The sequence below is a fragment of the Nostoc sp. genome (assembly GCF_036919575.1).
Taxonomy (GTDB): Bacteria; Cyanobacteriota; Cyanobacteriia; order Cyanobacteriales; family Nostocaceae; genus Nostoc.
The window spans coordinates 50,558-74,545 of sequence record NZ_JBALBY010000047.1 but is presented as its reverse complement, the minus strand read 5'-3'; the positions used below and the strand labels follow the sequence as shown (position 1 = coordinate 74,545).

General features: G+C 44.3%; 21 protein-coding genes and 1 pseudogene. 14 read left to right on the top strand and 8 right to left on the bottom strand.

The window, feature by feature from the left end; genetic code table 11:
• Positions 1–58: 58 nt before the first annotated feature.
• The 3 genes from V7K27_RS14060 to V7K27_RS14050 all read left to right on the top strand — a co-directional run bounded on the left by V7K27_RS14060 (position 59) and on the right by V7K27_RS14050 (position 2,181).
• Complete coding sequence (locus tag V7K27_RS14060; protein ID WP_334948105.1) at positions 59–661, top strand: hypothetical protein; 603 nt, start codon at positions 59–61, stop codon at positions 659–661.
• 44 nt (positions 662–705) lie between these two features.
• Positions 706–873, top strand: a complete 168-nt coding sequence (locus V7K27_RS14055; protein ID WP_334948103.1) for a hypothetical protein — start codon at positions 706–708, stop codon at positions 871–873.
• Positions 874–954: 81 nt separating this feature from the next.
• Positions 955–2,181 carry an acetate kinase gene (locus V7K27_RS14050; RefSeq protein WP_334948101.1) on the top strand — a complete coding sequence of 409 codons (1,227 nt, stop codon included), beginning with the start codon at positions 955–957 and terminating at the stop codon, positions 2,179–2,181.
• Here the strand turns inward: V7K27_RS14050 and V7K27_RS14045 are convergent, their stop codons facing one another.
• The 3 genes from V7K27_RS14045 to V7K27_RS14035 all read right to left on the bottom strand — a co-directional run bounded on the left by V7K27_RS14045 (position 2,182) and on the right by V7K27_RS14035 (position 4,995).
• On the bottom strand, positions 2,182–3,153 hold the full coding sequence (locus V7K27_RS14045) for a hypothetical protein (protein ID WP_334948100.1): 972 nt from the start codon (positions 3,151–3,153) through the stop codon (positions 2,182–2,184). It abuts the gene before it with no gap.
• On the bottom strand, positions 3,153–3,980 hold the full coding sequence (locus tag V7K27_RS14040; RefSeq protein WP_334948098.1) for a hypothetical protein: 828 nt from the start codon (positions 3,978–3,980) through the stop codon (positions 3,153–3,155). The genes V7K27_RS14045 and V7K27_RS14040 overlap by 1 nt, the downstream gene beginning before the upstream one ends.
• A gap of 508 nt (positions 3,981–4,488) precedes the next feature.
• Positions 4,489–4,995 (bottom strand): hypothetical protein, encoded by a 507-nt coding sequence (locus V7K27_RS14035; protein ID WP_334948096.1) that lies wholly within the window; start codon positions 4,993–4,995, stop codon positions 4,489–4,491.
• Between the two features lie 451 nt (positions 4,996–5,446).
• On the opposite strand from V7K27_RS14035, the gene V7K27_RS14030 reads away from it, so the two are divergent.
• The 4 genes from V7K27_RS14030 (at position 5,447) to ftsH3 (ending at position 9,454) form a co-directional block, all read left to right on the top strand.
• Positions 5,447–6,232 (top strand): hypothetical protein, encoded by a 786-nt coding sequence (locus tag V7K27_RS14030; protein ID WP_334948094.1) that lies wholly within the window; start codon positions 5,447–5,449, stop codon positions 6,230–6,232.
• A gap of 37 nt (positions 6,233–6,269) precedes the next feature.
• A complete protein-coding gene (locus tag V7K27_RS14025; protein WP_334948092.1) occupies positions 6,270–6,689 on the top strand; it encodes a GNAT family N-acetyltransferase in 420 nt (139 codons plus the stop codon).
• An 11-nt stretch (positions 6,690–6,700) separates the two neighbouring features.
• Positions 6,701–7,504 (top strand): aminotransferase class IV, encoded by an 804-nt coding sequence (locus V7K27_RS14020; RefSeq protein ID WP_334948090.1) that lies wholly within the window; start codon positions 6,701–6,703, stop codon positions 7,502–7,504.
• A 108-nt stretch (positions 7,505–7,612) separates the two neighbouring features.
• Positions 7,613–9,454: an ATP-dependent zinc metalloprotease FtsH3 gene (gene ftsH3 / locus V7K27_RS14015; protein WP_334948088.1), complete on the top strand. Its 1,842-nt coding sequence runs from the start codon at positions 7,613–7,615 to the stop codon at positions 9,452–9,454.
• Between the two features lie 716 nt (positions 9,455–10,170).
• Here ftsH3 and V7K27_RS14010 read toward each other — a convergent pair.
• The 4 genes and pseudogenes from V7K27_RS14010 to V7K27_RS13995 form a co-directional block, all read right to left on the bottom strand.
• Positions 10,171–10,449: a type II toxin-antitoxin system RelE/ParE family toxin gene (locus V7K27_RS14010; protein WP_334948087.1), complete on the bottom strand. Its 279-nt coding sequence runs from the start codon at positions 10,447–10,449 to the stop codon at positions 10,171–10,173.
• The gene (locus V7K27_RS14005) at positions 10,446–10,712 is read right to left on the bottom strand and encodes a CopG family ribbon-helix-helix protein (RefSeq protein WP_334948085.1); all 267 of its coding nucleotides are present in this window, start codon (positions 10,710–10,712) and stop codon (positions 10,446–10,448) included. The genes V7K27_RS14010 and V7K27_RS14005 overlap by 4 nt, the downstream gene beginning before the upstream one ends.
• An 86-nt stretch (positions 10,713–10,798) precedes the next feature.
• Positions 10,799–11,017 carry a hypothetical protein gene (locus V7K27_RS14000; RefSeq protein WP_292717851.1) on the bottom strand — a complete coding sequence of 73 codons (219 nt, stop codon included), beginning with the start codon at positions 11,015–11,017 and terminating at the stop codon, positions 10,799–10,801.
• Positions 11,018–11,412: 395 nt separating this feature from the next.
• A pseudogene (locus tag V7K27_RS13995) lies at positions 11,413–11,974 on the bottom strand (low temperature requirement protein A).
• Between the two features lie 111 nt (positions 11,975–12,085).
• Here V7K27_RS13995 and V7K27_RS13990 point away from each other — a divergent pair.
• The 7 genes from V7K27_RS13990 to cheB all read left to right on the top strand — a co-directional run bounded on the left by V7K27_RS13990 (position 12,086) and on the right by cheB (position 23,449).
• Positions 12,086–13,636 carry a CheR family methyltransferase gene (locus V7K27_RS13990; protein ID WP_334948083.1) on the top strand — a complete coding sequence of 517 codons (1,551 nt, stop codon included), beginning with the start codon at positions 12,086–12,088 and terminating at the stop codon, positions 13,634–13,636.
• Between the two features lie 7 nt (positions 13,637–13,643).
• Positions 13,644–14,705 carry a chemotaxis protein CheW gene (locus V7K27_RS13985; RefSeq protein WP_334948081.1) on the top strand — a complete coding sequence of 354 codons (1,062 nt, stop codon included), beginning with the start codon at positions 13,644–13,646 and terminating at the stop codon, positions 14,703–14,705.
• A 218-nt stretch (positions 14,706–14,923) separates the two neighbouring features.
• A complete protein-coding gene (locus V7K27_RS13980; protein ID WP_334948079.1) occupies positions 14,924–16,381 on the top strand; it encodes a methyl-accepting chemotaxis protein in 1,458 nt (485 codons plus the stop codon).
• A gap of 261 nt (positions 16,382–16,642) precedes the next feature.
• Positions 16,643–18,049 carry a HAMP domain-containing methyl-accepting chemotaxis protein gene (locus V7K27_RS13975; protein WP_334948077.1) on the top strand — a complete coding sequence of 469 codons (1,407 nt, stop codon included), beginning with the start codon at positions 16,643–16,645 and terminating at the stop codon, positions 18,047–18,049.
• A 21-nt stretch (positions 18,050–18,070) separates the two neighbouring features.
• Positions 18,071–19,651 carry a HAMP domain-containing methyl-accepting chemotaxis protein gene (locus V7K27_RS13970; protein WP_334948075.1) on the top strand — a complete coding sequence of 527 codons (1,581 nt, stop codon included), beginning with the start codon at positions 18,071–18,073 and terminating at the stop codon, positions 19,649–19,651.
• Positions 19,652–19,929: 278 nt separating this feature from the next.
• Positions 19,930–22,254: a hybrid sensor histidine kinase/response regulator gene (locus tag V7K27_RS13965; RefSeq protein ID WP_334948074.1), complete on the top strand. Its 2,325-nt coding sequence runs from the start codon at positions 19,930–19,932 to the stop codon at positions 22,252–22,254.
• 58 nt (positions 22,255–22,312) lie between these two features.
• The gene (gene cheB / locus V7K27_RS13960; protein WP_334948072.1) at positions 22,313–23,449 is read left to right on the top strand and encodes a chemotaxis-specific protein-glutamate methyltransferase CheB; all 1,137 of its coding nucleotides are present in this window, start codon (positions 22,313–22,315) and stop codon (positions 23,447–23,449) included.
• Between the two features lie 28 nt (positions 23,450–23,477).
• Here cheB and V7K27_RS13955 read toward each other — a convergent pair whose 3' ends face one another.
• Positions 23,478–23,861 (bottom strand): response regulator, encoded by a 384-nt coding sequence (locus V7K27_RS13955; protein ID WP_292767998.1) that lies wholly within the window; start codon positions 23,859–23,861, stop codon positions 23,478–23,480.
• Between the last annotated feature and the right edge of the window lie 127 nt (positions 23,862–23,988).

The following is a 23,988-nucleotide window of genomic DNA, read 5'->3' as shown; positions in this document are numbered from 1 at the left end:
TGACGGGGCGATCGCTTTTTAGGCTTTCTAAGCATAGTCTGTTGAAAAAATAGTTAAAATGAATCCACAAAGCATACTGACTCTGGCCAAACAAGGTGACGCAAATGCGATCGCGGCACTGATAAATAACTTCTTAAAAGGAAAACGTATTATTGCTAAAGTCACCAAAAAAGATGACTGTTTGCAGGTCATTCTAGAATCGCCAGAAGCACCGAGCCAAGAGTTGTTAGTTGGCACAATTCGCAAGGGTTTAATGTCGTTAGCCCTTGAATCTATTAGGCATGTCAAGATATACGCGCGTCAATCACAAGGTAGTCACGTAGTCTGGAGTGAAAGATTTAGCTTAACTAATACAGAAGCCCCAAAAATACCTGATTTTAGTCCAGCAATGAGTGCAGAAGCATCTCAGGAACTCAAAAAAGAGGCTCGGAAAAGAGAAAAAGAATTTAAGTTAGTATTTTGGGGCTTCTTAATTTTCTTGTTTGGCGGATGCACTATTATAGGGGCTTTGTCTGGTACTTATAAAGACACAAGGGACGAATGCTATCAAAGAGTTGAACAAGAGTTAACCGAAAGTCAAGGTGACAGGAAGGTAACTAACTCTGATATTCAGCGTGCCTATGATGACTTTAGTGGACAGTGCGAGCAGAGGAAACATTAAGCTTTAGACTCCCTCCTTCATTGGATGCATCGCTGGCATTTACAGTGCATTCAGTTTTCAAGGTTCTGTGGAGGGATCGCCTTTGGAACAAGCGCAAGCGATCGCTTTTCTGTGATAGCAGCAGACAAGTGACTGCTGCGATGGACGCGATCGCTGGAAGCACACCTTTGGTGCGACCCAAAATGAGCCTGCATATTATACCCATAGGCTAGAAGCATAGGGCTAGATTTAGTGAGATGATCAAAGCAGCTCATGTTTTTAATTACGAATTACAAATTATTTTATATTGTCATATGAAGATATTGGTATTGAATGCCGGATCGAGTAGCCAAAAGAGTTGCCTGTACGAGATTGCAGATGAGGCTCTCCCCACCGAAGTACCCCAACCTCTTTGGGAAGGGAAAATCAACTGGACTCAAGATCGGGGTGCGGCAGAAATTGAGGTAAAAACCGCTACGGGTGCAACGCTGGAAGAATCAATCTCTGCTGATTCCCCACAGGCACACCTCACATATATGCTCCATACACTTACTTATGGTGCTACCAAGGTAATTGATCAGTTGTCAGAAATCGATGTGGTGGGGCATCGGATAGTACATGGTGGACAGGATTATCGAGATAGTGTGGTAATTACTGAGGATGTCAAAAAGGCGATCGCACGTCTGTCTAATCTTGCCCCCGAACATAATCCAGTCGCTTTAGAAGGTATAGAAGCAATTGAAAAACTCTTCAAAGATGTCACCCAAGTAGCACTCTTTGATACCGGATTTCATACCACTCTACCCGATGCAGCAGCAATCTATCCCGGACCCTATGAGTGGGTGGAAGAAGGTATTCGTCGCTATGGGTTTCATGGTATCAGTCACCAATACTGTTCTGGTCGTGCTGCCCAAATTCTCGGTCAAGATGTTCCCCCTGAGCGGTTAATTACCTGTCATCTGGGCAATGGTTGCTCTTTAGCAGCGATTAAAAACGGCCGCAGCATTGATACCACTATGGGATTCACGCCTGTAGAAGGATTGATGATGGGCAGTCGTTCTGGTTCAGTTGATCCGGGGATTCTGATTTATCTGTTACGATACTGCAATTACTCCGTCGAAAGGTTAGATCATGTATTAAATAAAGCTTCTGGATTAAAGGGAATTTCAGGTGTATCTAGCGATATGCGTGAGGTGAAAGCTGCTATCGCTCAAGGTAATTCCCGCGCTCAATTGGCGTGGGATATCTACGTACATCGCCTACGTTCTGCGATCGGTGCAATGCTTACTAGTTTGGGCGGATTAGATACTTTGGTATTCACAGCAGGTGTGGGTGAACACTCTCCAGAAATTCGCCAAGCAGCCTGTGAAGCCTTTGGATTTATCGGACTGAAAATAGACCTTGAGAAAAATCAGCAGCAACCTGTGGATGAGGATATTGCGACACCCGATTCAACAGTACGGATATTAGTTATTCATACTCAAGAAGATTGGGCGATCGCACAACAATGTTGGCAGTTATTAAAAAAGAGTTATAAATAGTCATAAAGACAGAAACCGACGGATGATAAGTCTCCAAACTCGCGGCCCGATAAAACTTAAAATGCGCTCTGCAAGTTCTGGGGCGATAAATGACAAAAGTGGCAATAATAAGGCAATAACATTACTAAAACCACTAGTAGCACCAACAACAACGCTAGGGATAAGACAAATCAGCGTCCATATAAACCTATTTATAAATTTAGAGTTAATGGAAGTACGCCTTTGAAGTTGATTAACAAGTACATAGCGGGTAGTAGCAAATAATATAGTTAACCCTATCCAAGCAAATATTGATATCATTGCATTTGCTAGATAGAGATTGTAAACTACAAAACCAGCAGGAGACAGCGAAGCTATCTCCCAAACTAGCAGATTTAGATTAGTCCGAAGATAGTTTAGTATTTGTTCAATAAGCCAATAATGCACATAAGTAATATTTAAACACTCAGGATTTTGGATAAAATCACTCCTGATTTTGTGAATTATGTCGCCATAAAATAAGACATTACTTTGTAAAACAATATCTTGTTCTTTCCAAAAATATAAAGCTGATGAATCTTCTCGATAATAAAAATTAAAAGTAAGTCCATGCTGTAACGTCGATTTATTTTGTAATGATTTAGTCCACAATAATTTAAGAAAACTTACTATAAAAGTATTGTCAAAAATTTGAAACTTTTTTTTAGTAATTACTAATTTATTATATTGCACAGGATTTTTACTAAAGCAAATATTATCGCTAAAGCAGTTGTAGTACCAAAGATAAGCTAGTAATTTTGGTGGAATGTACAGAGAGCAGCCTATTTTTTGCGCTTGCTCAATTTGTTTTAAAACTGCCTTATTTAGATAAAAAGTATACTGTCCTGGCTCAACCTTAATTTCAAGTTCTATAGGAGTGCCTTGAGGGATTTGCACAAAGAAAGAGAGTTGGACATCAGCTTGATGATCTGTGTGTGTTTTATAAGCGTTCATTATCGGGATAATTTGGTGAGACTTTGTATAATACCAATCAGAAAATCTAGTGTTCCACGCCACTGTTTTTCTCCAGCAACTATCCCTTCATTATGTATTTTTAGGATTAAATCTCTATCACCTTCAGGTAATTCAAATAGTTTTTTATGGTAACGACTGATAATATCTCCATCTAACTGCATAACAGTTTGAGCATAAATAACATCAATATCTAGGCTGGTAATATGACCACCATCAAGTGCAGCTTTAAGTTCAGATAATTTCCGCAGGGCACGAATAAATTTACCATTATTCAAAAGTTTTTCAATCTCTTGCCACCTTTGTGGTAAATTATTTTGATTATTATCTTGTTTATCTGCAACAGGAGTTGGAGCAGGCAATATTGGTTGAGCTAATTTTATGTATACCGGATCATCTTGAACAATATTTGCTTGATGTTCTACTTTATATCTAAGACGCTCGTGATATTGTATTATCCTGGGATCTGGCTGATTAGTCTTAGTACTTTCTTCAAGAAGAATGTAAAAATATTCTCTTTCAAGTTGCGAAAATAGACTTGTATAACGCTTGCGTAGCTGTTGAGCTTGAGTTTTTTCTGGTTCTGTTAAATTGTCTGGATTTGGAATTCCTTTGACATCAAAATAGTCTTTGTCATTTATTGAATAAATCTCTTCATATCCTTGCCAAGCATTAAACTTTGCGCCAGTAATTTGCTCCACAACCATCGTATTCACTTCTAAAGCTGTAATATCATCGACTAATCCATGTACAGATGAGACTACTTTCTGTAGCAAATCTGTGGCTTGTTCTTGAATTTCGTTAGGCATAGTAATAATTTCCTTAATTTCTTTAAAGCAAATTAACCTATAGGGTTTGACAGGAGCATCCCAATTTTTGAAAAATTCACGGTACTGATGCAACAACCCTTTACAACTCTCTTACCTTTGCGACGGCAGTCGCTACAACGGGGGGAACCCCCGCAACGCGCTGCCTCCTCTTTGCGTTCTTTGCGGTTCGTTTCGTCCGGTTCGTTTCCTCATTCTCTTATTCCTATCTTCAGGCAGGATAATAGTAAAATTCAAAATTTGGGATGCTCCCGGTTTGACCGAATTTTAGATTTTAAATTTTGGATTGAAGATTCAAAATCCGTCTTGGAAAGTTTACTCAAGTCGGCAGAGCCGCAAGAGCAACTTTCCGCAAAATCTAAAATTAAATGACAGAGCAAGTGACTTAATTGCTGGGGTCAATCTAAAATCTAAAATCCAAAATCCAAAATTATTTGACAGGTTCCTATGCTGTAGATATTTCAGTGTGACTATTAATAAATAACGACTACTATGGACGCGATGGCGATTGTTGTAAAGTTTTGCGAGACTTGATAATTTCTATAAAAAATCCATACAACTTCTGCAAACTTTCTATATTTTTTTGCATAATCTCCCGACTTTCTTTGATTTGACTTAGATGAAATTCACGAAGTTCTGTATATGGTCCGCTACCAACAAACTGACTACCAACTTCATTGTTTATATCACCATCAATTAGATTTATTATGGTATACATTCGATTACCTGGCTTCGCAATTTGTTGCCCTTGGAGTTCTTCAAACTGAGTAGACGAGTCTGGAACCCAAGTGGTGATTTCTAACTCAACAACTTCAACTATTGCTGTTTTAATAGCATCAATAACGTCATCAATATTGAATCCTTCCCCCTTAGTATTCAGCTTGTTAACTTTTCTTTTAAATTCACTACTTGGCTTGCTAATTTGACTATTATTTTCTCCATTTTCGCTAGCTTGACCATTGCTTTCTGTGTTTTCGTTAACAGTATTATTCACCATGAGATTTCGGAGGTTATAGTTTAAACAAAATACAATTATAGGTGATGTCAAAATTTTCAATGCTTTTACTTAATAAAAGTAACTGAAGTCAAAAAAACTTAATAATTTAATTAGCTTTTGGGCGTTTAGTTTTATTAAGTATAAATTATATCTTGCTTGTACACAAATAAACTTAAAGTATATCTCAAAGCAAAAAATAATACAAGTATAAAATAATGCTACGATTTACAGCTATTTTCAGGTAAATAGACCACGCGGGTAGGGGCACAGCAATGCTGTGCCCCTACGATAGATGTGGTTCAAATACATGAAAACTGCTGTAAATCAGTTTATTTTACTCCACCTGTTTTCTATTTCACCTAGCAAAGCGTAAACGCGCAAGTGCTGGCCGAGTTTTCCTATATCACTATGTATACAATAATATAACTATGCGGAGAAAAACAAGAAAAGTATGTTGTTATCGCGTCAAGCTTTTGCTACACCTTTAGTAGCTTGTGTATGTATATTAGGAGTTGGCTTGATTCAATTTCCCCAATTGCAAAAACTGATAAATAGCAAACAATCTGCCTCTTTAGAAACTTTAGAAAAAGAAATAAAATCTGAAAAGCTCCATCTTAATTTTCTCCAAAAAATGCCTAGTTTTGGTTATGATAATTTCATCGCAGATTTGGTATATCTCAATTTTTTACAATATTTTGGAGATGATGAAGTTCGGGATAAAACAGGTTATAGTTTAAGTCCAGAATATTTTGAAGTAATTATAGAACGTGACCCGCGATTTTTAGCAGTGTATCAGAGTCTTTCTATCAGTACTTCATTGTATGCTGCCATGCCAGAACGCGCGATCGCATTGTCAAAAAAAGGCTTAAAATCACTATCTCCCTGGGTTCCCGAAAAGTCTTATTATGTGTGGCGTTATAAAGGAGTTGATGAGTTATTATTTTTAGGCAATGCTAAAGCTGCCCAACAATCTTTTGCAACGGCGGCAAGCTGGGCTAATAACTTTTCAGATGCAGAGAGTCAGTTGATAGCTAATACTTCCCAAAGAACTGCTGAATTTTTGAGTCGAAATCCTAACAGTAAATATGCTCAAATTTCTACCTGGGCAATAGTTTTAAATAATCAAGTTGATGAGAAAAGTCGCAAACGCGCAATTAGGGCAATCGAAGCTTTGGGAGGAAAAGTAATTACAACTCCTGAAGGTACTCATAAAATTGTATTTCCCCCAAAGGATTAAAATAATTCGTAATTCGTAATTTTTAGGAGCAATACTAGTGTCAATACAATTAGGAGAATCTGACTTTCAAATATTAAAGTGTTTTCCTGTTATCTCCCAGTTGCGCCCTCACCAAGAGCCGGCTAAGTTTGTAGAACAAGTTCGATATCAAATGAAAGAAGGATATCAACTTGCATTCTTGGAAGTAGAGGAGCAAGCTGTGGCAGTGGCTGGATTTCGCATTTCTACGTGTTTAGCATCAGGAAAGTTTTTATATATTGATGACTTAGTTGTTGATGAGTTAAAGCGGTCACATAGCTATGGTCAACAGTTATTTCAGTGGCTAATTGAATATGCAAGAAATCATGAGTGTAAACACCTGAGCCTTGATTCTGGTGTTCAGCGATTTGCCGCTCACAGGTTTTATCTCATGCAGCGCATGAGCATTACAAGTCATCACTTTTCAATAGAGTTGTAGCGACAAACAAAATGAGTGTGAAAAATCACATTTTTTGGTATGACGGTAAATTAATTCATTCCCAAACCCTAGAATTAGATATTAATGATCCAGGGTTACTTTATGGGGCGACTATTTTTACAACATTGCGGGTTTATCAGAACTCGCTAGATAGTAGTTTAACCAATTGGCTCTCACACTGCGATCGCCTACTTTTCTCAATACAATCTTTTGGTTGGCAGCAACCCGATTGGAATCGTCTGCGTCAAGGTGCCGAAATTCTCCTCGCACATTTCCCCGTTCTCAGAATTACCCTTTTTCCCGATGGACGTGAGTGGATAACTGGCAGATTATTACCACAAAATTTGACAGGAAAACAAAAAACTGGTATAATCTCCGCCGTTGCTAGCCCGGAATTTTATCGCTCTCTCCCCTCTCATAAAACCGGAAACTATTTGAGTGCTTGGTTGGCAAGAACTAGCTTAGATGCTGATGAAGCAATATTAGTGGATGCTGAAGGAAATTGGCTAGAAACCAGCACAGGCAACCTTTGGGGATGGTACGATCGCAGTTGGTGGACACCGCCAATAAAGGCAAAAATTTTGCCGGGAATCTTGCGATCGCAACTAGTAAACTGGTTGCAAAACCACCAGCAGCCAGTGCGAGAAGAAACTTGGAGCGTTGAGTTAGTCCAGAGATTTGAAGCGATCGCCTACACTAATAGTGTGGTAGAAATTATTCCGATTCATACCGTTCATCAGCCCACAGGATCGCTACAATATAATCCCTACCATCCTAGTTTTCAGCAAATCAGGGAGCTTTTTCTAGCAAGATAGCTACGCCATGTTGTTACACTTAAGATAAGTTAACATAATTCTTAACAATGACCTTTCCGAGCAGAGAAGCTAGGCGATGGCGCGAAAAATACAGGAGGATAGACCTTAGTGAATAAAAAATGGAGAAATGCGGGGCTGTACGCGCTGCTGTTTATTGTCGTCATTGCGCTGGGAACAGCATTTTTTGACAAACAACCCCAGAGCAGAGAGACATGGCGATATAGTCGGTTTATTCAAGAAGTTCAACAAGGCAGAGTAGAAAAAGTCAGTTTGAGTGCAGATCGCTCTACAGCACTGGTTACACCCAAATATGACCCAAATAAACTGATTGTTACCTTAGTCAACGATCCAGACTTGATCAATACTCTGTCTGCAAAAGGCGTTGATATTTCTGTTTTGCCCCAAACCGATGAAGGATTTTGGTTTAAGGCACTGAGCAGCTTATTTTTTCCTGTATTGCTTTTGGTTGGCTTATTCTTCTTGCTACGTCGCGCTCAAAGTGGCCCAGGTAGCCAAGCGATGAACTTTGGCAAATCCAAAGCCAGAGTCCAAATGGAACCACAAACTCAGGTGACATTTGGCGATGTCGCTGGTATTGACCAAGCCAAGTTGGAATTAAACGAAGTCGTAGACTTTCTGAAAAACGCCGATCGCTTTACCGCCGTTGGTGCAAAAATTCCTAAAGGTGTGCTGTTAGTTGGCCCTCCTGGTACTGGTAAAACCCTCCTAGCTCGTGCGGTAGCTGGTGAAGCAGGTGTACCCTTCTTCTCGATCTCCGGTTCGGAATTTGTGGAAATGTTCGTCGGTGTCGGTGCATCCCGCGTCCGCGATTTATTTGAACAAGCTAAAACCAACGCACCTTGTATCGTCTTCATCGATGAAATTGACGCCGTAGGTCGTCAACGGGGTGCAGGTTTAGGCGGTGGTAACGATGAGCGGGAACAAACCCTCAACCAGTTGCTCACAGAAATGGACGGCTTTGAAGGTAATACTGGCATCATCATTATTGCTGCTACCAACCGTCCTGATGTCCTAGATGCAGCGCTGTTGCGTCCTGGTCGCTTTGACCGTCAAGTTGTGGTAGACCGTCCCGATTATGCTGGACGTAGCGAAATTCTCAAGGTACACGCCCGTGGCAAAACCTTGGCGAAAGATGTGGACTTGGATAAAATCGCCCGTCGTACCCCTGGATTTACTGGCGCAGATTTATCCAACCTGTTGAATGAAGCCGCAATTTTGGCAGCACGCCGGAATTTGACTGAAATTTCGATGGATGAAATCAACGACGCGATCGATCGTGTATTAGCTGGCCCAGAGAAGAAAGACCGGGTAATGAGCGAAAAGCGCAAAACCTTGGTAGCTTATCACGAAGCTGGTCACGCCTTGGTTGGTGCTTTGATGCCAGATTACGATCCTGTGCAAAAGATTAGCATTATTCCTCGTGGTCGCGCAGGTGGTTTAACTTGGTTTACCCCCAGTGAAGACCGGATGGACACTGGTTTGTATAGCCGCGCTTATCTGGAAAATCAGATGGCAGTGGCTTTGGGTGGTCGAATTGCTGAAGAATTAATCTTTGGTGAAGAAGAAGTTACCACTGGTGCTTCTAACGACTTACAACAAGTAGCACGGGTTGCCCGTCAGATGATCACCCGATTTGGCATGAGCGATCGCTTAGGCCCAGTTGCCCTTGGTCGTCAGCAAGGTAATATGTTCCTGGGACGCGATATCATGTCAGAGCGTGATTTCTCCGAAGAAACCGCCGCCGCCATTGATGAAGAAGTCCGCAAACTTGTGGATGTAGCCTACACACGCGCTAAAGAAGTGTTAGTGCGTAACCGCCACATTTTAGATGAGATAGCGCAAATGTTGGTTGATAAAGAAACCGTAGACGCTGAAGAATTGCAAGAAATTCTATCAAATAACGATGTGACAACCGCCGCCTTTGCCTAATTAATCAGTAGTTAGGAGTTAGGAGTTACGAGTTAAAAACAATTCCTAACTTTTAAAATTCGGGGTAATTCTGGGATTTTCCAGAGTTACCCATTTTTTTAACCAAATTCGGTGGGTTTAAGTCCCCCGTTACAAAACTTAATTACGAATTACGAATTACGAATTATTTAAGTTCCTTGTCAAAAGCCCGGCCATGATGACCGGGCTTTTAATCCGAAATGGGGTTATATTCCCCGAAGGTTTGTTATAGAGTTTCAGTATAAATCGGTAGTCTGATAGATACTACCACCTGAGCATAATCAATTCCGGAAAATTAGAAAAATTTTTGTAGAACTGTTGGAATGTGGCGAGTAGGTTATATTTCAATACGCTTGGGTTAAGGCTAAAACTCTTTGTCGAAATCAATTTTTTTAACGAACCGCAAAGGACGCAAAGTAGAGGCAGCGCGGTCTTGGGGGTTTCCCCCATGAGCGGACTGCCGTCGCAAAGGAAGAGAAGGAATAAATGTTAACTGAACTAAGTAAGTCGTTGGAAATAAACCAAATTATGTTACGAAACGTAAATAGGCTTAAAACCTTCACCAATGACGAATACTTCGACCCTTCGGCAAAGCTCAGGGCAACGCGTCGCTCAGTACAAGTGACAAAGGACAAAGGACAAAGGACAGCCCCAGCCAGTTAGCTTTAATTGCGCCGACTTACTTATATTGGGTTATATTACTCCAAATCACGAAACTCCTTGCCATGCCATATCCGTAGCACCTTGATTACCTCCTCAAGGCGCAGATATCGAACAGCATAATCACCAACCACAAGTTCACGAATATTCTCAACCTCCGAAAGGGGGCGCCCGATATCGGGGTTCAGTACCAGTTTTGCGATCGCCTGTCGGAGTCGAAGAGATATTCGTTCTGCTGCTTTCGGGTTGTGAACCGCGATAAACTCCCTCAGCCGGGTCAAATCCCTGACGGCACTGACCGAGAACTCAAGCCTCATAGCAAAGGAGCTTTGGTTTCAGAGGGAGTTCCCCAAGTCTCTAGCCACTTCATCACCTCTTCCCCGGAGACTACACGACCTGCCTCAATATCGGCGATCGCCTCTTGAGTCTCTGCCATCATCCGCTCTTTCCGCTCCTCCCGTTCAATGTACTGGCGTAGGGCATCGTTGATTATCCAGCCCCTAGAACGCCGAAGGCGGGTAGCGGTGGTGTCAAGTTTCTCTTGCAGGTCATCATCCAGCCGAAAACTTGTGGTACTCATAGTACTCCTAAAATAATGCACATTGCTACAATGTATTATTACAAAGTAACTCATGATTCATCAACTTACTCAACCAGTCGCCGATCTTAAACTCTAGATGTCGGTTTCAAAAATAGCCACGCCACAAAGAATGTCGCTGCTGTGAATAGTTGCGTCAAATCCAAAGCAGATAGATAGCCATCGGCAAATGAAGCAATACTGCGATCGGTAATGCCAAATACCCAAGATGACAGCCCAAACAGCCAAATCCCATTCTTGAGATTTCCGACGAATTGCTTAGAGTCTGATGGTTCTTGGTCTTTCATGATCTACTGTTCCGTTGGTGAAGAATTTGGTGATTGATGCGAAATACCTGTCATTAGGAATTTTTTCGGACTGCTGACGCTGAATTTACACTTCCTATTAATAATATTAATAAATATTTCAGCTACTTGACTTAACAAACCAAAGGTACATCTCATAATCTTGACATTCCTCTTTTGGTTCTGTCACCTCTGATAGACGGCAAGACGTTGAGTGATAAGCATTACAGCGTCAGGTTTGAATGCTGAGATTACATAATCTTTAAATAACTATATAAATATTTATTTATAAAATTAAAAAATACTCTATACGATAGATGCGTCTCAGAAAATGACTCATATTGAAATTACGTGGATAGGTCGTAGTGGCGCACAGATGTGCGCCACTGCGCTATGAGCTAGATTTCTGGGTCAACCAAGCGAGTAGTGGGACGACTCTGATACAAATCTTGAACTACTTGCCCAGCAGAAACTACAGCGACAAGGGCAATGACTGCAACAGGTAACAAACCTTTGCCTAAGATGGCGATCGCTAGCAGCACAACTGCACCCCCAAGTCGATACTGGGAACGGATTTTGCAATAACGGATCACCCCAACTCTGTGGAGAATACTGACAGCTAGAGAGCATAATGCTACTGAACCACAGATGAGCGATCGCAAAACCAATCGCATAGCGAGTAGTCATTTGTATACCAATCAACAGTCGATGTCCGACATCATCGCTGTCAAAGCGGTTGGCGTAGAATGTAGTGCCAATCCATGACCACCAAACAGTTATAAATAAAACTACAAACCCAAACAATCCTGATAGAGAGATATCTTCGTTGAGATTGTGAGCGAGTTGAGAAACTGCAACTACAAAAACCAAATCATAAAAAAGTTCTAGCCAAGTGGCGCGTCGTTCTTCTTCAGTATCTTCGCCAATGCGTAACCTTGGCGGTTGGAGAAAATTTGCCATAGTGCTAATTGCGAATCGCTAATTGTTTTTTACCATTAGCTGCCATCAATTAGTGAGAGTTAGCGATTGAAATGGGAAACCTAAGCCTATCCGCTCGAAAATGATCTAGTGATGAATCAGATGATCGGCGATCGCCCCATTTTATTTGAACCCAATCCTCAACGCAGTGATGACCTGAGTTTGTTGCAAATGGTTGATCTGATTGCTGATACATTCGGCATTCACATTCAACCACAGTATCAAGATACATTAAAGAAAAATCTTTTGACTCGCATCCGGGCACTGGGATTATCCTCACTCAATGATTACTACCAGCGCCTGGTAGCAATAAATCAATTGATTCCCAGTGGAACAGAGTGGCAAGAACTAATCTCTTTATTCACTGTTACTGAAACTTATTTTTTTCGAGATCAGGGGCAAATTTCGCTGCTCAAAAATCAGCTGCTCCCAGAGTTGATCGAGCGCAAACGGCAGCTTAGTTTAACTCACTGCAACGCTGCCAATGGAGAATTTTATCGACCGACATTACGGCTTTGGAGTGCCGGGTGTTCGACCGGTGAAGAAGCTTACTCACTTGCGATTCTGCTGAAGGAACTGATCTTCGACTATCATGCGTGGGACATTCTGATTTTAGGCACAGATATTAATCAATCCGCGATCGCCCTGGCTGAACAAGGAATTTACAGCGATTGGTCTTTTCGGACAACCACTCCAGAGATCAAAAGTCGCTACTTTCAATCGCACAAAAAAGGTTGGGAAATCGATCCTGCGATTCGAGCAATGGTCACATTTCAACCTGGAAACCTGATGCAGGATAGTTACCCCGCTTACGCGGGGAGCATTCACGATTTGGATTTGATTCTTTGCCGGAATGTGTTTATTTATTTTGAATTCAACGCGATCGCCCAAGTTATAGACAAGTTTTACTGCTCTCTGACACCAGGAGGGTTTCTGCTCACAGGTCACACAGAATTACATGGCCAAAAAACTGAACCGTTTCAAGTCAAAAATTTTCTGCAATCTGCGGTTTATCAGCGACATAGACCACATCTGCTTCAGCAAGGCTCAGGTCAAAGGCTAACGCCTGCTCCCAAACTTGAGAGAGGGGAAACCGGAATTTCTAACCCCTCTCTCCCCAGCTTGGGAACGGGCTTCGACGTAAGCATAAACACTCAACAAACCCTTTTAGATGCAGCCAAGCGATCGCTAACTCAAGAAGCTTATGCCGATGTCATTCAAATAGCAGAACAACTGATTGCTCTTGCTCCCCAACACTTTCAGGCATATTGTTTGATGGCAGAAGCTTACGCGAATTTTGGCGATTACTCCCAGGCGAATCAGGCGTGTCAGCAGGCACTCCAGATCAACCCATTGGCCAGCGAACCCTATCATTTGTTGGCTCAAATTGCTGAAGAGCAAGGAGATCAGATCAGTGCCAAATTATTCTTAAAACGGATTATTTATCTGGCTCCCACTTCTGTTACTGCTCACCTGGAATTGGGTTCTATATATGAACGTGAAGGAAATGTAAAACAGGCTCAAAAAATCTGGCGATCGCTTCTAGAAATTTTGCAAAATCTACCCCAGGAGCAAGCGATCAATTCCAATAACCAGCAAACCACTGCTGAATTAAAAGCACACGTTCTTAAGCACTTAAATTGAACCAGTTATGAACGATCAATCTTATTTAATGTTTAACCTTAACGACTCACGCTATGGCATTCCAGCTACAGCCGTGCAAGAACTCTTCTTTCTGCCAGAAGTGACGGCGATCGCCGAAACTCCTAGTACAATTTTGGGCGTGATTAACCTGCGAGGCAAGTTTCTGCCTGTGATGGATTTATATCACCGTTTAGAACAAGCACGTCCCCCCTTTCAACTGACTGACAGCATGATTGTGCTGGAGTGGCAAACTCAACGAATCGGAATTATCGTTAGTCAGGTGGATAGTGTGCAAGCGATCGCAGCCGATCAGATCGCTGCCAATGTCTGCGATCGGTCAAAAGAGAGTTTGCCCGATGGATTGGTGACTGGCATTGCCAACGTTGAGGAGGGCATCGTTACATTGCTCAATCCTGAACTGTTGGTGCAACACGCCCTTATAGAGACTGCTTTCAATCCAAATTCTGATTTTAACAACGGCTCAGTCAATGACGCACTAAAACACCCATCTGATTCAGCCCTAAATCAGGGCTTATACGATCATTTCGATTCCCAGGAGCGGCAGATTTTTCAAGAGCGAACTGAAACTCTCCGATGTGCGATCGCTGACGAAGATTCGGCGTGGCTCTTGCCTCTGGCAGTTGTGGGGTTGGGGGGTGAGTACTTCGGGTTTGGCTTGGAAACGGTGCATGAGTTTACCGATATTCACAAGATTACCCCGATTCCCTGCTGTCCGGCGCACATTGTTGGCAACATCAACTTGCGGGGTGAAATTGTCACATTAATTAACATTAATCATCTGGTTGATTTGCCCATGAATCCAGTGCGAGCGCATCAGCAAGCCGTTGTGGTTCGTCTGGATCAACGAGTGGCGGGCATTGCCGTCGATGACATTTTTGATGTGACGTATATTCATCCCTCCGAAATCACCACAGCTCCAATTGCTCTGCATTCTGCCAAAGACGACTATCTCCAGGGGGTCGCACCTTATCGCGATCGGATGATGAGCATCATCAATTTGTCCAAACTGCTCACTTCAGAGGTGTTGGTTGTGAATGAAGAAGTCTGAAACAGAATTCAGCATGAATTCTGACCAAAGAGACAGCGATTAGCACTCACAAACTTAATGAGGCAGCCTACAAACTACAGAGTGTTGTGTGACAAGGAGTCAGAAGACAGAATTCAAAATTCAGAATACCCCACACCTGAAGTCAATCTAAAATTTAAAATTCTGTGACAGCAATATCTGGAAATCATTGAACTCATTTACTCACAGGAGATAACAAGATGGAAAGTAGACGAAATTGGAAACTGAGATACTGGATTATTGGCGGGTATGCCGTTCCCGTGCTGGGACTGTTAGTTTCTGCCGGTGCGATCGTTATGAATATCAGCACTGTGAACCAACGATCAGAAGACTTAGTTCATTCTTATAAGGTGAATTCAGTCGTTAATAGCCTTGCTATTAATGTGCAAAGTTCTGCTAAGTCAATGCGAGGCTATTTGTTGTCAAAAAATCAACAGACGCTTGAGAACTACCGCAAGGCTCACAAGAACTCCAAGGAATCTCTAGCAAAAATGACGACATTTGCCCGATCGGAACAGGAACGACAGTCTTTAACCAAACTGGAGGGAGCGCTGAATAACCTGATTGCTTTGCAGGAAAACCTGCTTACAAAGGTAAATCAGGGCAAAGTCAGAGAAGCCGTTGAAACCTGGATCAAGGGAAATGTACACGCTCAGGTTGAGAAAGTTTCAAGCCTGATCCAAGAAATACTGGATCGAGAAGACCAAAATTTTGCAACTGCCGCGAAACAGCAGCAAGAGGCGCTCAAGGCCCTTAAGCTGACGGTAATGCTAGCAAGTGGACTCTCCCTCCTACTATCTATTTTGGTTGGCATGTGGGTGATTAGCCGCACTGCCCGACAGATGAACGCCTCTGCCAGTGCGATCGCTACCTCGACGGCTGAAATTGCCACCACGATCGAGCAACAAGAGCGCACAGCCAACCAACAGGCAGCCTCGGTCAGCGAAACCACCACTACAATGGACGAACTCAGCGCCTCTGCCCAACAGTCTGCCCAGCAAGCATCCACTGCCTCCACCAGCGCTCAACAGGTCTTAAATTTGGCAGATCAAGGCAATCAATCACTGAACCTTACCCTGGAAGGAATGGCAGCCTTGAGCCACAGAGTCAGTGCGGTAGCAGACCAAATGCTGCGCCTGAACGAACAAACCAAGCAAATTGGCAGTATTTCCGGGTTGGTGAGTGACCTGGCAAATCAAACTAATATGCTGGCGCTAAATGCGGCAGTAGAGGCAGTCCGGGCAGGGGAACAGGGCAAGGGCTTTGGAGTCGTCGCCGCCGAAATTCGCAAACTGGCAGACCAGAGCAAGCGATCGGCTGAAAAAATTAATGTGCTAGTTAATGATATTCAATCCGCCATCAACTCAACCGTTGTGATGACAGATGAAAGCACAAAAACTGCTAAACAGGGGGCGGCAATGACTAAGCAGACGGTGGAGGTCTTTACCAGTGTCACCGATGCCGTCAATCGGATGGTATTGAATATTCAGCAAATCTCGCTCAACGCCAATCAGCAAGCAATGGCGGTTCAGCAAATTTTACAGGCAATGAATGCACTCAATAGCTCTGCTAGAGAGACAGCCACCGGCATCAGTCAGACTCGCGTTAGCACTCACCAACTCAATGACGCAGCCTCCAGACTACAGAGTGTTGTATGAGAAGCATTCAGAATTCAGAATACTTCACCCCTGAAGTCAATGGGGTCAGCCCCAACTCTTGGAGACGCACTCGCGTTCGGGGAAGTCAAAAGTCAAAAGTCAAAAGTCAAACATTTACCAAGCCCCTAAATTTATTTATGGGCTTGTACCTTTTTCTTTTTGGTCAATCTAAAATCTAAAATCTAAAATCTAAAATCCTCTCATTGTGTGACAGCAATATCTGGAAATTCTCGAACTTATCGACTTACAGGAGATAACAAGATGGAAAGTAAGCAAAATTGGAAACTGAGATACTGGATTATTGGCGGGTATGCCGTTCCCGTGCTGGCATTGTTAGTTTCTGCCGGAGTGACGATCATCAATATCAACACGGTGAACCAACGGTCAGAAAATTTATTGTCTTCTTATGACATTAACTCAATACTTGATGATCTTTCTGTTAGTGTGCAAAGTAGTTCTAAGGCAAATCGAGGCTATTTGTTAGAAAAAAATCAGCAATCGCTTGAGAGCTACCAAAAGACTCAAAAGGATTCCAAGGAATTTCTAGCAAAACTGATCGCACTTACCCGATCGCAACAGGAACGACAGTCTTTAACCAAACTGGAGGAACTGCTGAATAAACTGATTGCTTTTGACGATAACCTGATGGCAAAGGTGGATCAGGGCAAAGTCAAAGAAGCCGTTGAAAGCTGGAGTAAGGGAAATTCCCGCAATCAAGGGCAGGATGTCGTAGACATGATTGAAGAAATGCAGAATCGAGAAGATCAGACTTTTGCAATTGCCGCAAAACAGCAACAAGAGGCGCTCAATGCCCTTAAGCTAACGGTGATGTTAGCAAGTGGACTCTCCCTCGTGCTATCTATTTTAATTGGCATCTGGGTGATTAGCCGCACTTCCCGCCAGATGAACGCCTCTGCCAGCGCGATCGCCATTTCCACCACTGAAATTGTCACGACGATCGAGCAGCAAGAACGCGCCACCATCCAACAAGCCACTTCTGTCAACCAAACCACCACCACAATGGATGAATTGGGGGCTTCTTCGCGCCAGTCTGCCGAACAAGCAGAAGCCTCAGCCGCAGGAGCGCGGCAGGTGTTGTTGCTGGTAGACGGTCGCACTCAAGAGGGGCAGACTAGCGAATCGAGCCTACGAGAAAAAGTAGGCGACATTGCGATCCAAATTCTTCACCTGAGCGAACAAACCAATCAAATCGGCATGATCTCCACCCTGGTTAGTGATCTGGCAAGTCAAACTAATATGCTGGCACTCAACGCGGCAGTAGAAGCGGTGCGAGCCGGGGAACATGGTAAAGGCTTTGCCGTCGTCGCTGCCGAAATTCGCAAACTGGCAGACCAGAGTAAGCGATCGGCTGAAAAAATTAATGTACTGGTCGTAGACATTCAAAAATCGACCAATTCCACCGTCATGGTGACAGGTGAAGGCACGAAAACCGTGGAAAAGATTGTGGATGCTATCAAAACGATCGCATTAAACGGTCAGCAAATTTCCCTGACTTCCAATCAACAGGCGATCGCCGTGCAACAAGTGGTAGAAGCTATGAACTCGCTGAATATTGCCGCTAGAGAAACCGCCTCTGGCATCAGTCAAATTAAAGTCGGCACGCAACGGCTCAACGATGCCGCTCAGGAACTAAAAGCCGTTGTCTAAAAATGTCTTGGAGTTACAGCTATGTTGAAGAATATCTCTCTGCACGGAAGATTGATGGGTTCATTTTTTCTCATGGGCGGTGTCGTTTTGGTCATCGGCTCTGTCGGCTGGTGGGGTATCCATCAATTAAGCAGCCATATCGACACCCTCAGCCTTAATAGCCTACCCAGCATCGACGGGTTGTGGAGAATTAATCAAGGGCAGAGCCAGATCCAGTCGATAGAGCGAGCGATTAGCAACCCCGAACTAACCTCCGCAGCCAGACAGTCTGAGCTAAATCGAATGCAGACAGCCTGGAAGCAGATTGACGCAGGCTTTGAGGAATATGATGCCGCGATCCGCACTCCCGACGAGGACAAACTCTACCAGACGTTTAAGCAACAGTGGCAGGCGTGGAAGCAGGATGATGCTGCCTATTTTCAGGCTTATCAGGACTTTGCCCGGTTAGGTATTCCCAACCCCACTGCCAGACAGCTTGAATTGATCAGTCAGAAGCTGGAGAATTCTCCAGAAATGAAGGTGGCGATCGCTGCTGCCGCTCAACTCGCAAAAATCAGACAAGATGCTGTTAGAGAAAATGATGTTTCCTTTACGGTTGCAGATGAGACATTGTTGCAACTCGTCAAAATGAATCAGGATACTGCTGAAGATGCAATAAAAGCCGCCAGTCAGGATTCTCAACTGACGACAAGTTGGGTGATTACTGGTATCATTGCCGGACCTCTGGGGGCAATCTTACTAGGACTTTTTCTGAGCAACAAAATTGCTAAACCATTGACAGGCAAAATTGCTGAAATTGTGCAAACAATGGCTGCCTCCACCAATGAAATTGCCGCGGCAGTTGAGCAACAAGAACGGACTGCTACCCGGCAGGCAGCTTCGGTGAATCAAACCACCATCACCATCGATGAATTGGGAGCCTCATCGCAGCAGTCAGCCCAACAAGCAGAATCGGCGGCGGCAGGCGCACGGCAGGCGTTGACCCTTGCAGGCAAAGGTACTGAAGCTGTAAAACGCACACTGAAGGGCATGGAAACCCTACGGCAGAAAGTGGCAGCCATTGCCGATCACATCACACGCCTAAATGAACAAACCAAACAGATTGGCAGTATCTCTGGTCTGGTGGGCGATCTGGCAAGTCAGACCAATATGCTGGCGTTAAATGCGGCTGTAGAAGCAGTCCGGGCAGGGGAACACGGTAAAGGCTTTGCCGTCGTCGCTGCCGAAATTCGCAAACTGGCAGACCAGAGCAAAAAATCAACCGAAAAGATCAACACCCTGGTGGGCGACATTCAATCTGCCATTAATACCACCGTCGTCGTCACCCATGAAGGCACTAAAACCGTGGAAGAAGGGGCACGAATTGCCGAGGAAACGTCAGAGTCCTTTGCAGGTGTAGAAGGTGCAGTGAATAACATTGTCCTCAACAGTCAACAGATTTCACTCAATATCAACCAGCAAGCGATCGCCATTCAGCAAATTGTCTCTGCCATGAATGACCTGAATATTGCGGCGCGTGAAACTGCCAGTGGCATTGGCCAGATCCGCTCTGGTACTCAACAACTAAACGAGTCAGCGCAAGCACTCAAGGCAACCATTTAGTCAGCCAATTTTGGATTTTGCGAAAAGTTGCGTGCGGGGGTTCCCCCCGTTGAGCAAACTTTTCAAGACAGATTTTAGATTTTAGATTGAAACCAGCAATCAAGTCAGGCGCTTGTCACTTAATTTTAGATTTTGGACTCGACAAGCTCAGTGCAAAAACGCTACTTCGACAACGCTCAGTACAAGTCAGTCGAACGCTTTTAAATCCAAAATCCAAAATCCAAAATTTAAAATCCAAAATTTAAAATCTAAAATTCCCTCACCCCTGCCATAACACCATGATGATCGATGATGAAGAACTGAGAGATGTTTTCAAAGTAGCCAGCGAAGAACACCTGCAAAACCTGGATGATGGATTGCTGCATCTGGAAAACCATCCCGATGATCTGGCTGTCCTGGAAGCCTTGATGCGGGAGGCGCATTCTCTGAAAGGCGATGCCAATATGCTGGGAGTCAAAGATGTGGGCACTCTGGCACATCAGATTGAGCATGTTTTGATTCAACTCAAGCGGCAAGAAAACCCGATCTCCGCACCGGGCAATGCTGCGACAGACACACCCTATGAACGCCTCGCTCATGCGATCGCCGCTATCCGCAAACTCGTTCACGAAGCCGTCACCGGAGAACCTGCCAGGGTTGATACCTTTTATGCTCTGGCAGAATTGATGGGAGCGGGGAAGAGGGAAGGGGCAGAGAGTGGGAGTCAGGAGCCAGAAGTCAACAGTATTGAATTCACAAATACAGTAAAAAACAATACCTTTGATAGAAATCAAGAGCAAGAGGAAAACGGATCAATCCAAAATCTAACATCCAAAATCCAAAATCCAAAATCCAAAATCCAAAATCCAAAATCCCCCTCCTACCGCATCGAAACCATCCGCGTTGGCACTCGCCAGCTGGATACGTTGATGACGCAAGCAGGGGAGTTAACCGTGACCAAAATTCGGATTGCTCATCGGCTGGGAGAAATTGAGGCGATCGCTAATCTGTGGGAAGAATGGAACCGAGATTTGTTCACTAATCGGTTTGCGTTCAGCCGAGAGCAAGAGGGTAAGGTCGCCCTCCAGCGTCTGGAAACTTTTCATCATCACTCTGAAGAACGATTAGAGCAACTGGGTCATTTGGTGAAAACCCTGCGGAGTTCCCTTTCAGAAGACACAACCCGACTGGAACAACTGAGTGGCGATCTAGAAGAAGGGATTCGGACTCTGCGATTACTGCCCTTTGCCACGATCTTCAATCTCTTCCCCCGGATGGTGCGCGATCTGGCGCAGCAGCAGGGAAAATTGGTGGAGTTGATCACAGAAGGCAAAGACACCCTTGCCGACAAACGCCTGTTGGAAGAAATGAAAGATCCGCTAATGCACATCCTGCGGAATGCGATCGATCACGGGATTGAACCACCACAGGAACGGGAACGGCTAAGAAAACCAACAACGGCAACGATTCGGCTTAGGGCTTACCAGACTCCCACTAACATTGTGCTGGAAATCAGTGATGATGGACGGGGACTTGACCTGGATAAAATCAAACAAATAGCGGTGAAACGGGGCATTTGCGGGGAGGAAGAATCAGCGACAATGACTCCCAGCCAGATCCAGGCGTTGATCTTCGCACCGGGGTTTTCAACAGCACCCCTGGTTACAGAAATATCAGGACGGGGTGTGGGGCTGGATGTGGTGCAAACCAATGTTGAGAAATTGAAAGGCTCGATTGAGGTGGAATCGTTACCTGGACGGGGATGTACGCTGCGCGTCAATCTCGGTATCACCTTGGCAACCGCCCATGTCTTGATTGTGCAAGTGAACGAAATGCCCTACGCCATCCCAGTCGAGTTTGTGCAAACCGCCTGCTTGATCAAGTCAGAAGAGATTTTTCCTTTAGAGGGACATGATACAGTAATTCGGGATAGCCAACCCATTTCGATTGTGCAATTGGCTGATCTATTAGAACTGCCCCCGATGCCATCTGGGTTAACTCAAGAAACGGCGCTTTCCTGTATTATTCTTCAGGTTGGGCAAGCACAACTGGGTGTGGTGGTAGATGCCTTGGTGGATGAGCAAGATGTAGTGATTAAACCCCAAAGTCAGTTACTTAAACGAGTCCGCAATGTCTCTGGGGCAACAATTTTAGGCACTGGAGATGTGTGTATGGTGTTGAATCCCCAAGATTTGGTGAAGTCAGCCCGATCGCGATCGCAGTCCATCTCTTCTACCCAAACTCGTCAATTTGCGCCCACAAAACAAACCATCTTATTAGTGGAAGATTCTATTGCCACACGCACTCAAGAAAAGCGGATTTTAGAAACCGCAGGTTATCAAGTGATTACTGCTGTGGATGGTCTGGATGCATTGAACAAACTGCGATCGCACACCGTGGATGCCGTTGTCACCGATGTGCAAATGCCAAATCTCGATGGCTTGGGGTTAACTGCCAAAATCCGCCAATATCATGAATATAGCGATTTACCAATTATCCTGGTGACTTCCCTTGCCAGCGATGAAGATAAACGTCGGGGTGCGGAAGCCGGAGCCAATGCCTACATTATCAAAGGCAGCTTTAATCAAGAAGCTTTACTATCAACTCTCAAACGCTTAGTGTAACGGTTTTTGGATCATTGAAAAACAATTTTATCGTAGGATATGAACTTACTGTCAACCGATGAAAAACTCTGCCCCGATTCGCGTCTTTCTGGTGGAGGATTCGCTTGTCGCCTTAACCATCCTCAAACGGATTCTGGCGAGTTCCCCGGAAGTGAATGTGGTGGGAACTGCTCCCAATGGCGTGGAAGCATTGGAGCGCATTCCAGCCGCACAGCCCCAGGTAATCTGCACCGATCTGCACATGCCCAAAATGGATGGACTGGAACTAACCCGCCGGATTATGGCAGACTATCCCCGTCCCATTCTGGTGATCAGCGCCTCCGTCAACACCCAAGAAGATTCCCGCAATGTTTTTAAACTGCTGCAAGCGGGTGCCGTGGATGTCTTCCCCAAACCCAGTATCGACTCCCTTTCAGACTATGAACAGGTCAAACACGAATTAATCAACCGGATCAAAGTTCTGGCGGGGGTTACAGTCTTTACTCGCCACACTTCTAGAAGTACGACGCCAGAAGCCAGAACGCAGCCTGTTAGCCCCAAAATTCAGCCAGAAGCATTTAGCCCGAAACCTGTCAGCAATTCGCAATTCGTAATTCGCAATTCGCAATTCCCCCTGCCCAAAGTTGTAGCGATCGGAGCCTCTACAGGCGGACCCCAGGCATTATACACGATCCTGAAACAACTCTCGGCAAACTTTCCCGTACCCATTCTCTGTGTCCAACATATCAGCGAAGGATTTTTGCAAGGATTGGTAGATTGGCTAGCAGCAGAATGTTCTCTGCGGGTGACGATCGCCCAAGCGGGAGAATTCCCCAAATCGGGTACTATCTACTTTGCCCCCGAACGACAACACCTGCAACTCGACACTCAAGGGCGATTAATCACCGTTGGCACCCCTCCCGTTTCTGGGCATCGTCCCTCCGTCACAGCGTTGTTTCAAGCCGTTGCCACCTGCTACCCGCGATCGGCGGTTGGCATTTTGTTGACTGGCATGGGACGGGATGGCGCAGATGGATTACAAGCGATCGCCCAAGCCGGAGGCACCACCATTGCCCAGAATGAACAAACCTGCGTTGTCTTCGGGATGCCCAAAGAAGCGATCGCTCTGGGAGCCGCCCAACACATTTTGCCAATCAGCGAAATTGCTCCCATGCTCTTGAATCGAATCTGCTACATGAACTCTAGACATCCTTAGACATCTTTCGTCTGTGTAATATCTATAATCAGGTGTCAATAAATTTTCGTACAGCTTCTCGCAGTTGTTCAGCATCAAAAGGTTTGATCAGATATTCTGTTGCACCCGCCAGATGCCCCTTCACTCGATCAAAGGGTGAATCTTGAGATGTCACCATAATCACGGGCAAATGCTGAAACTGGGGCAGACTCCGCACTGTGCGGCAAAACTCCAACCCGTTTACATCCGGCATCTGCACATCCAATAGCAACACTGAAATCCGTTGATGATAAATGATCGACAGGGCATCAACCGCGTTAGCGGCTGTCATCACCTGATAGCCAGGTTCTAACGCTCGTTTAATCAGTTGATGAATGACCGGGCTATCATCAAGTGCGAGAACGATCGGTGAGCTTGTCGTACCATTTGACATACTTTACGACTCCTGATGTGTAAAGCCCCTGTCATTCATGCAGGGGATATAAGCGAGTAACCGAATAAATTGGTCATGGTATGAAACAATTAAGTGGGCATGGCCACAAGTCCATTGGGCTAGATGA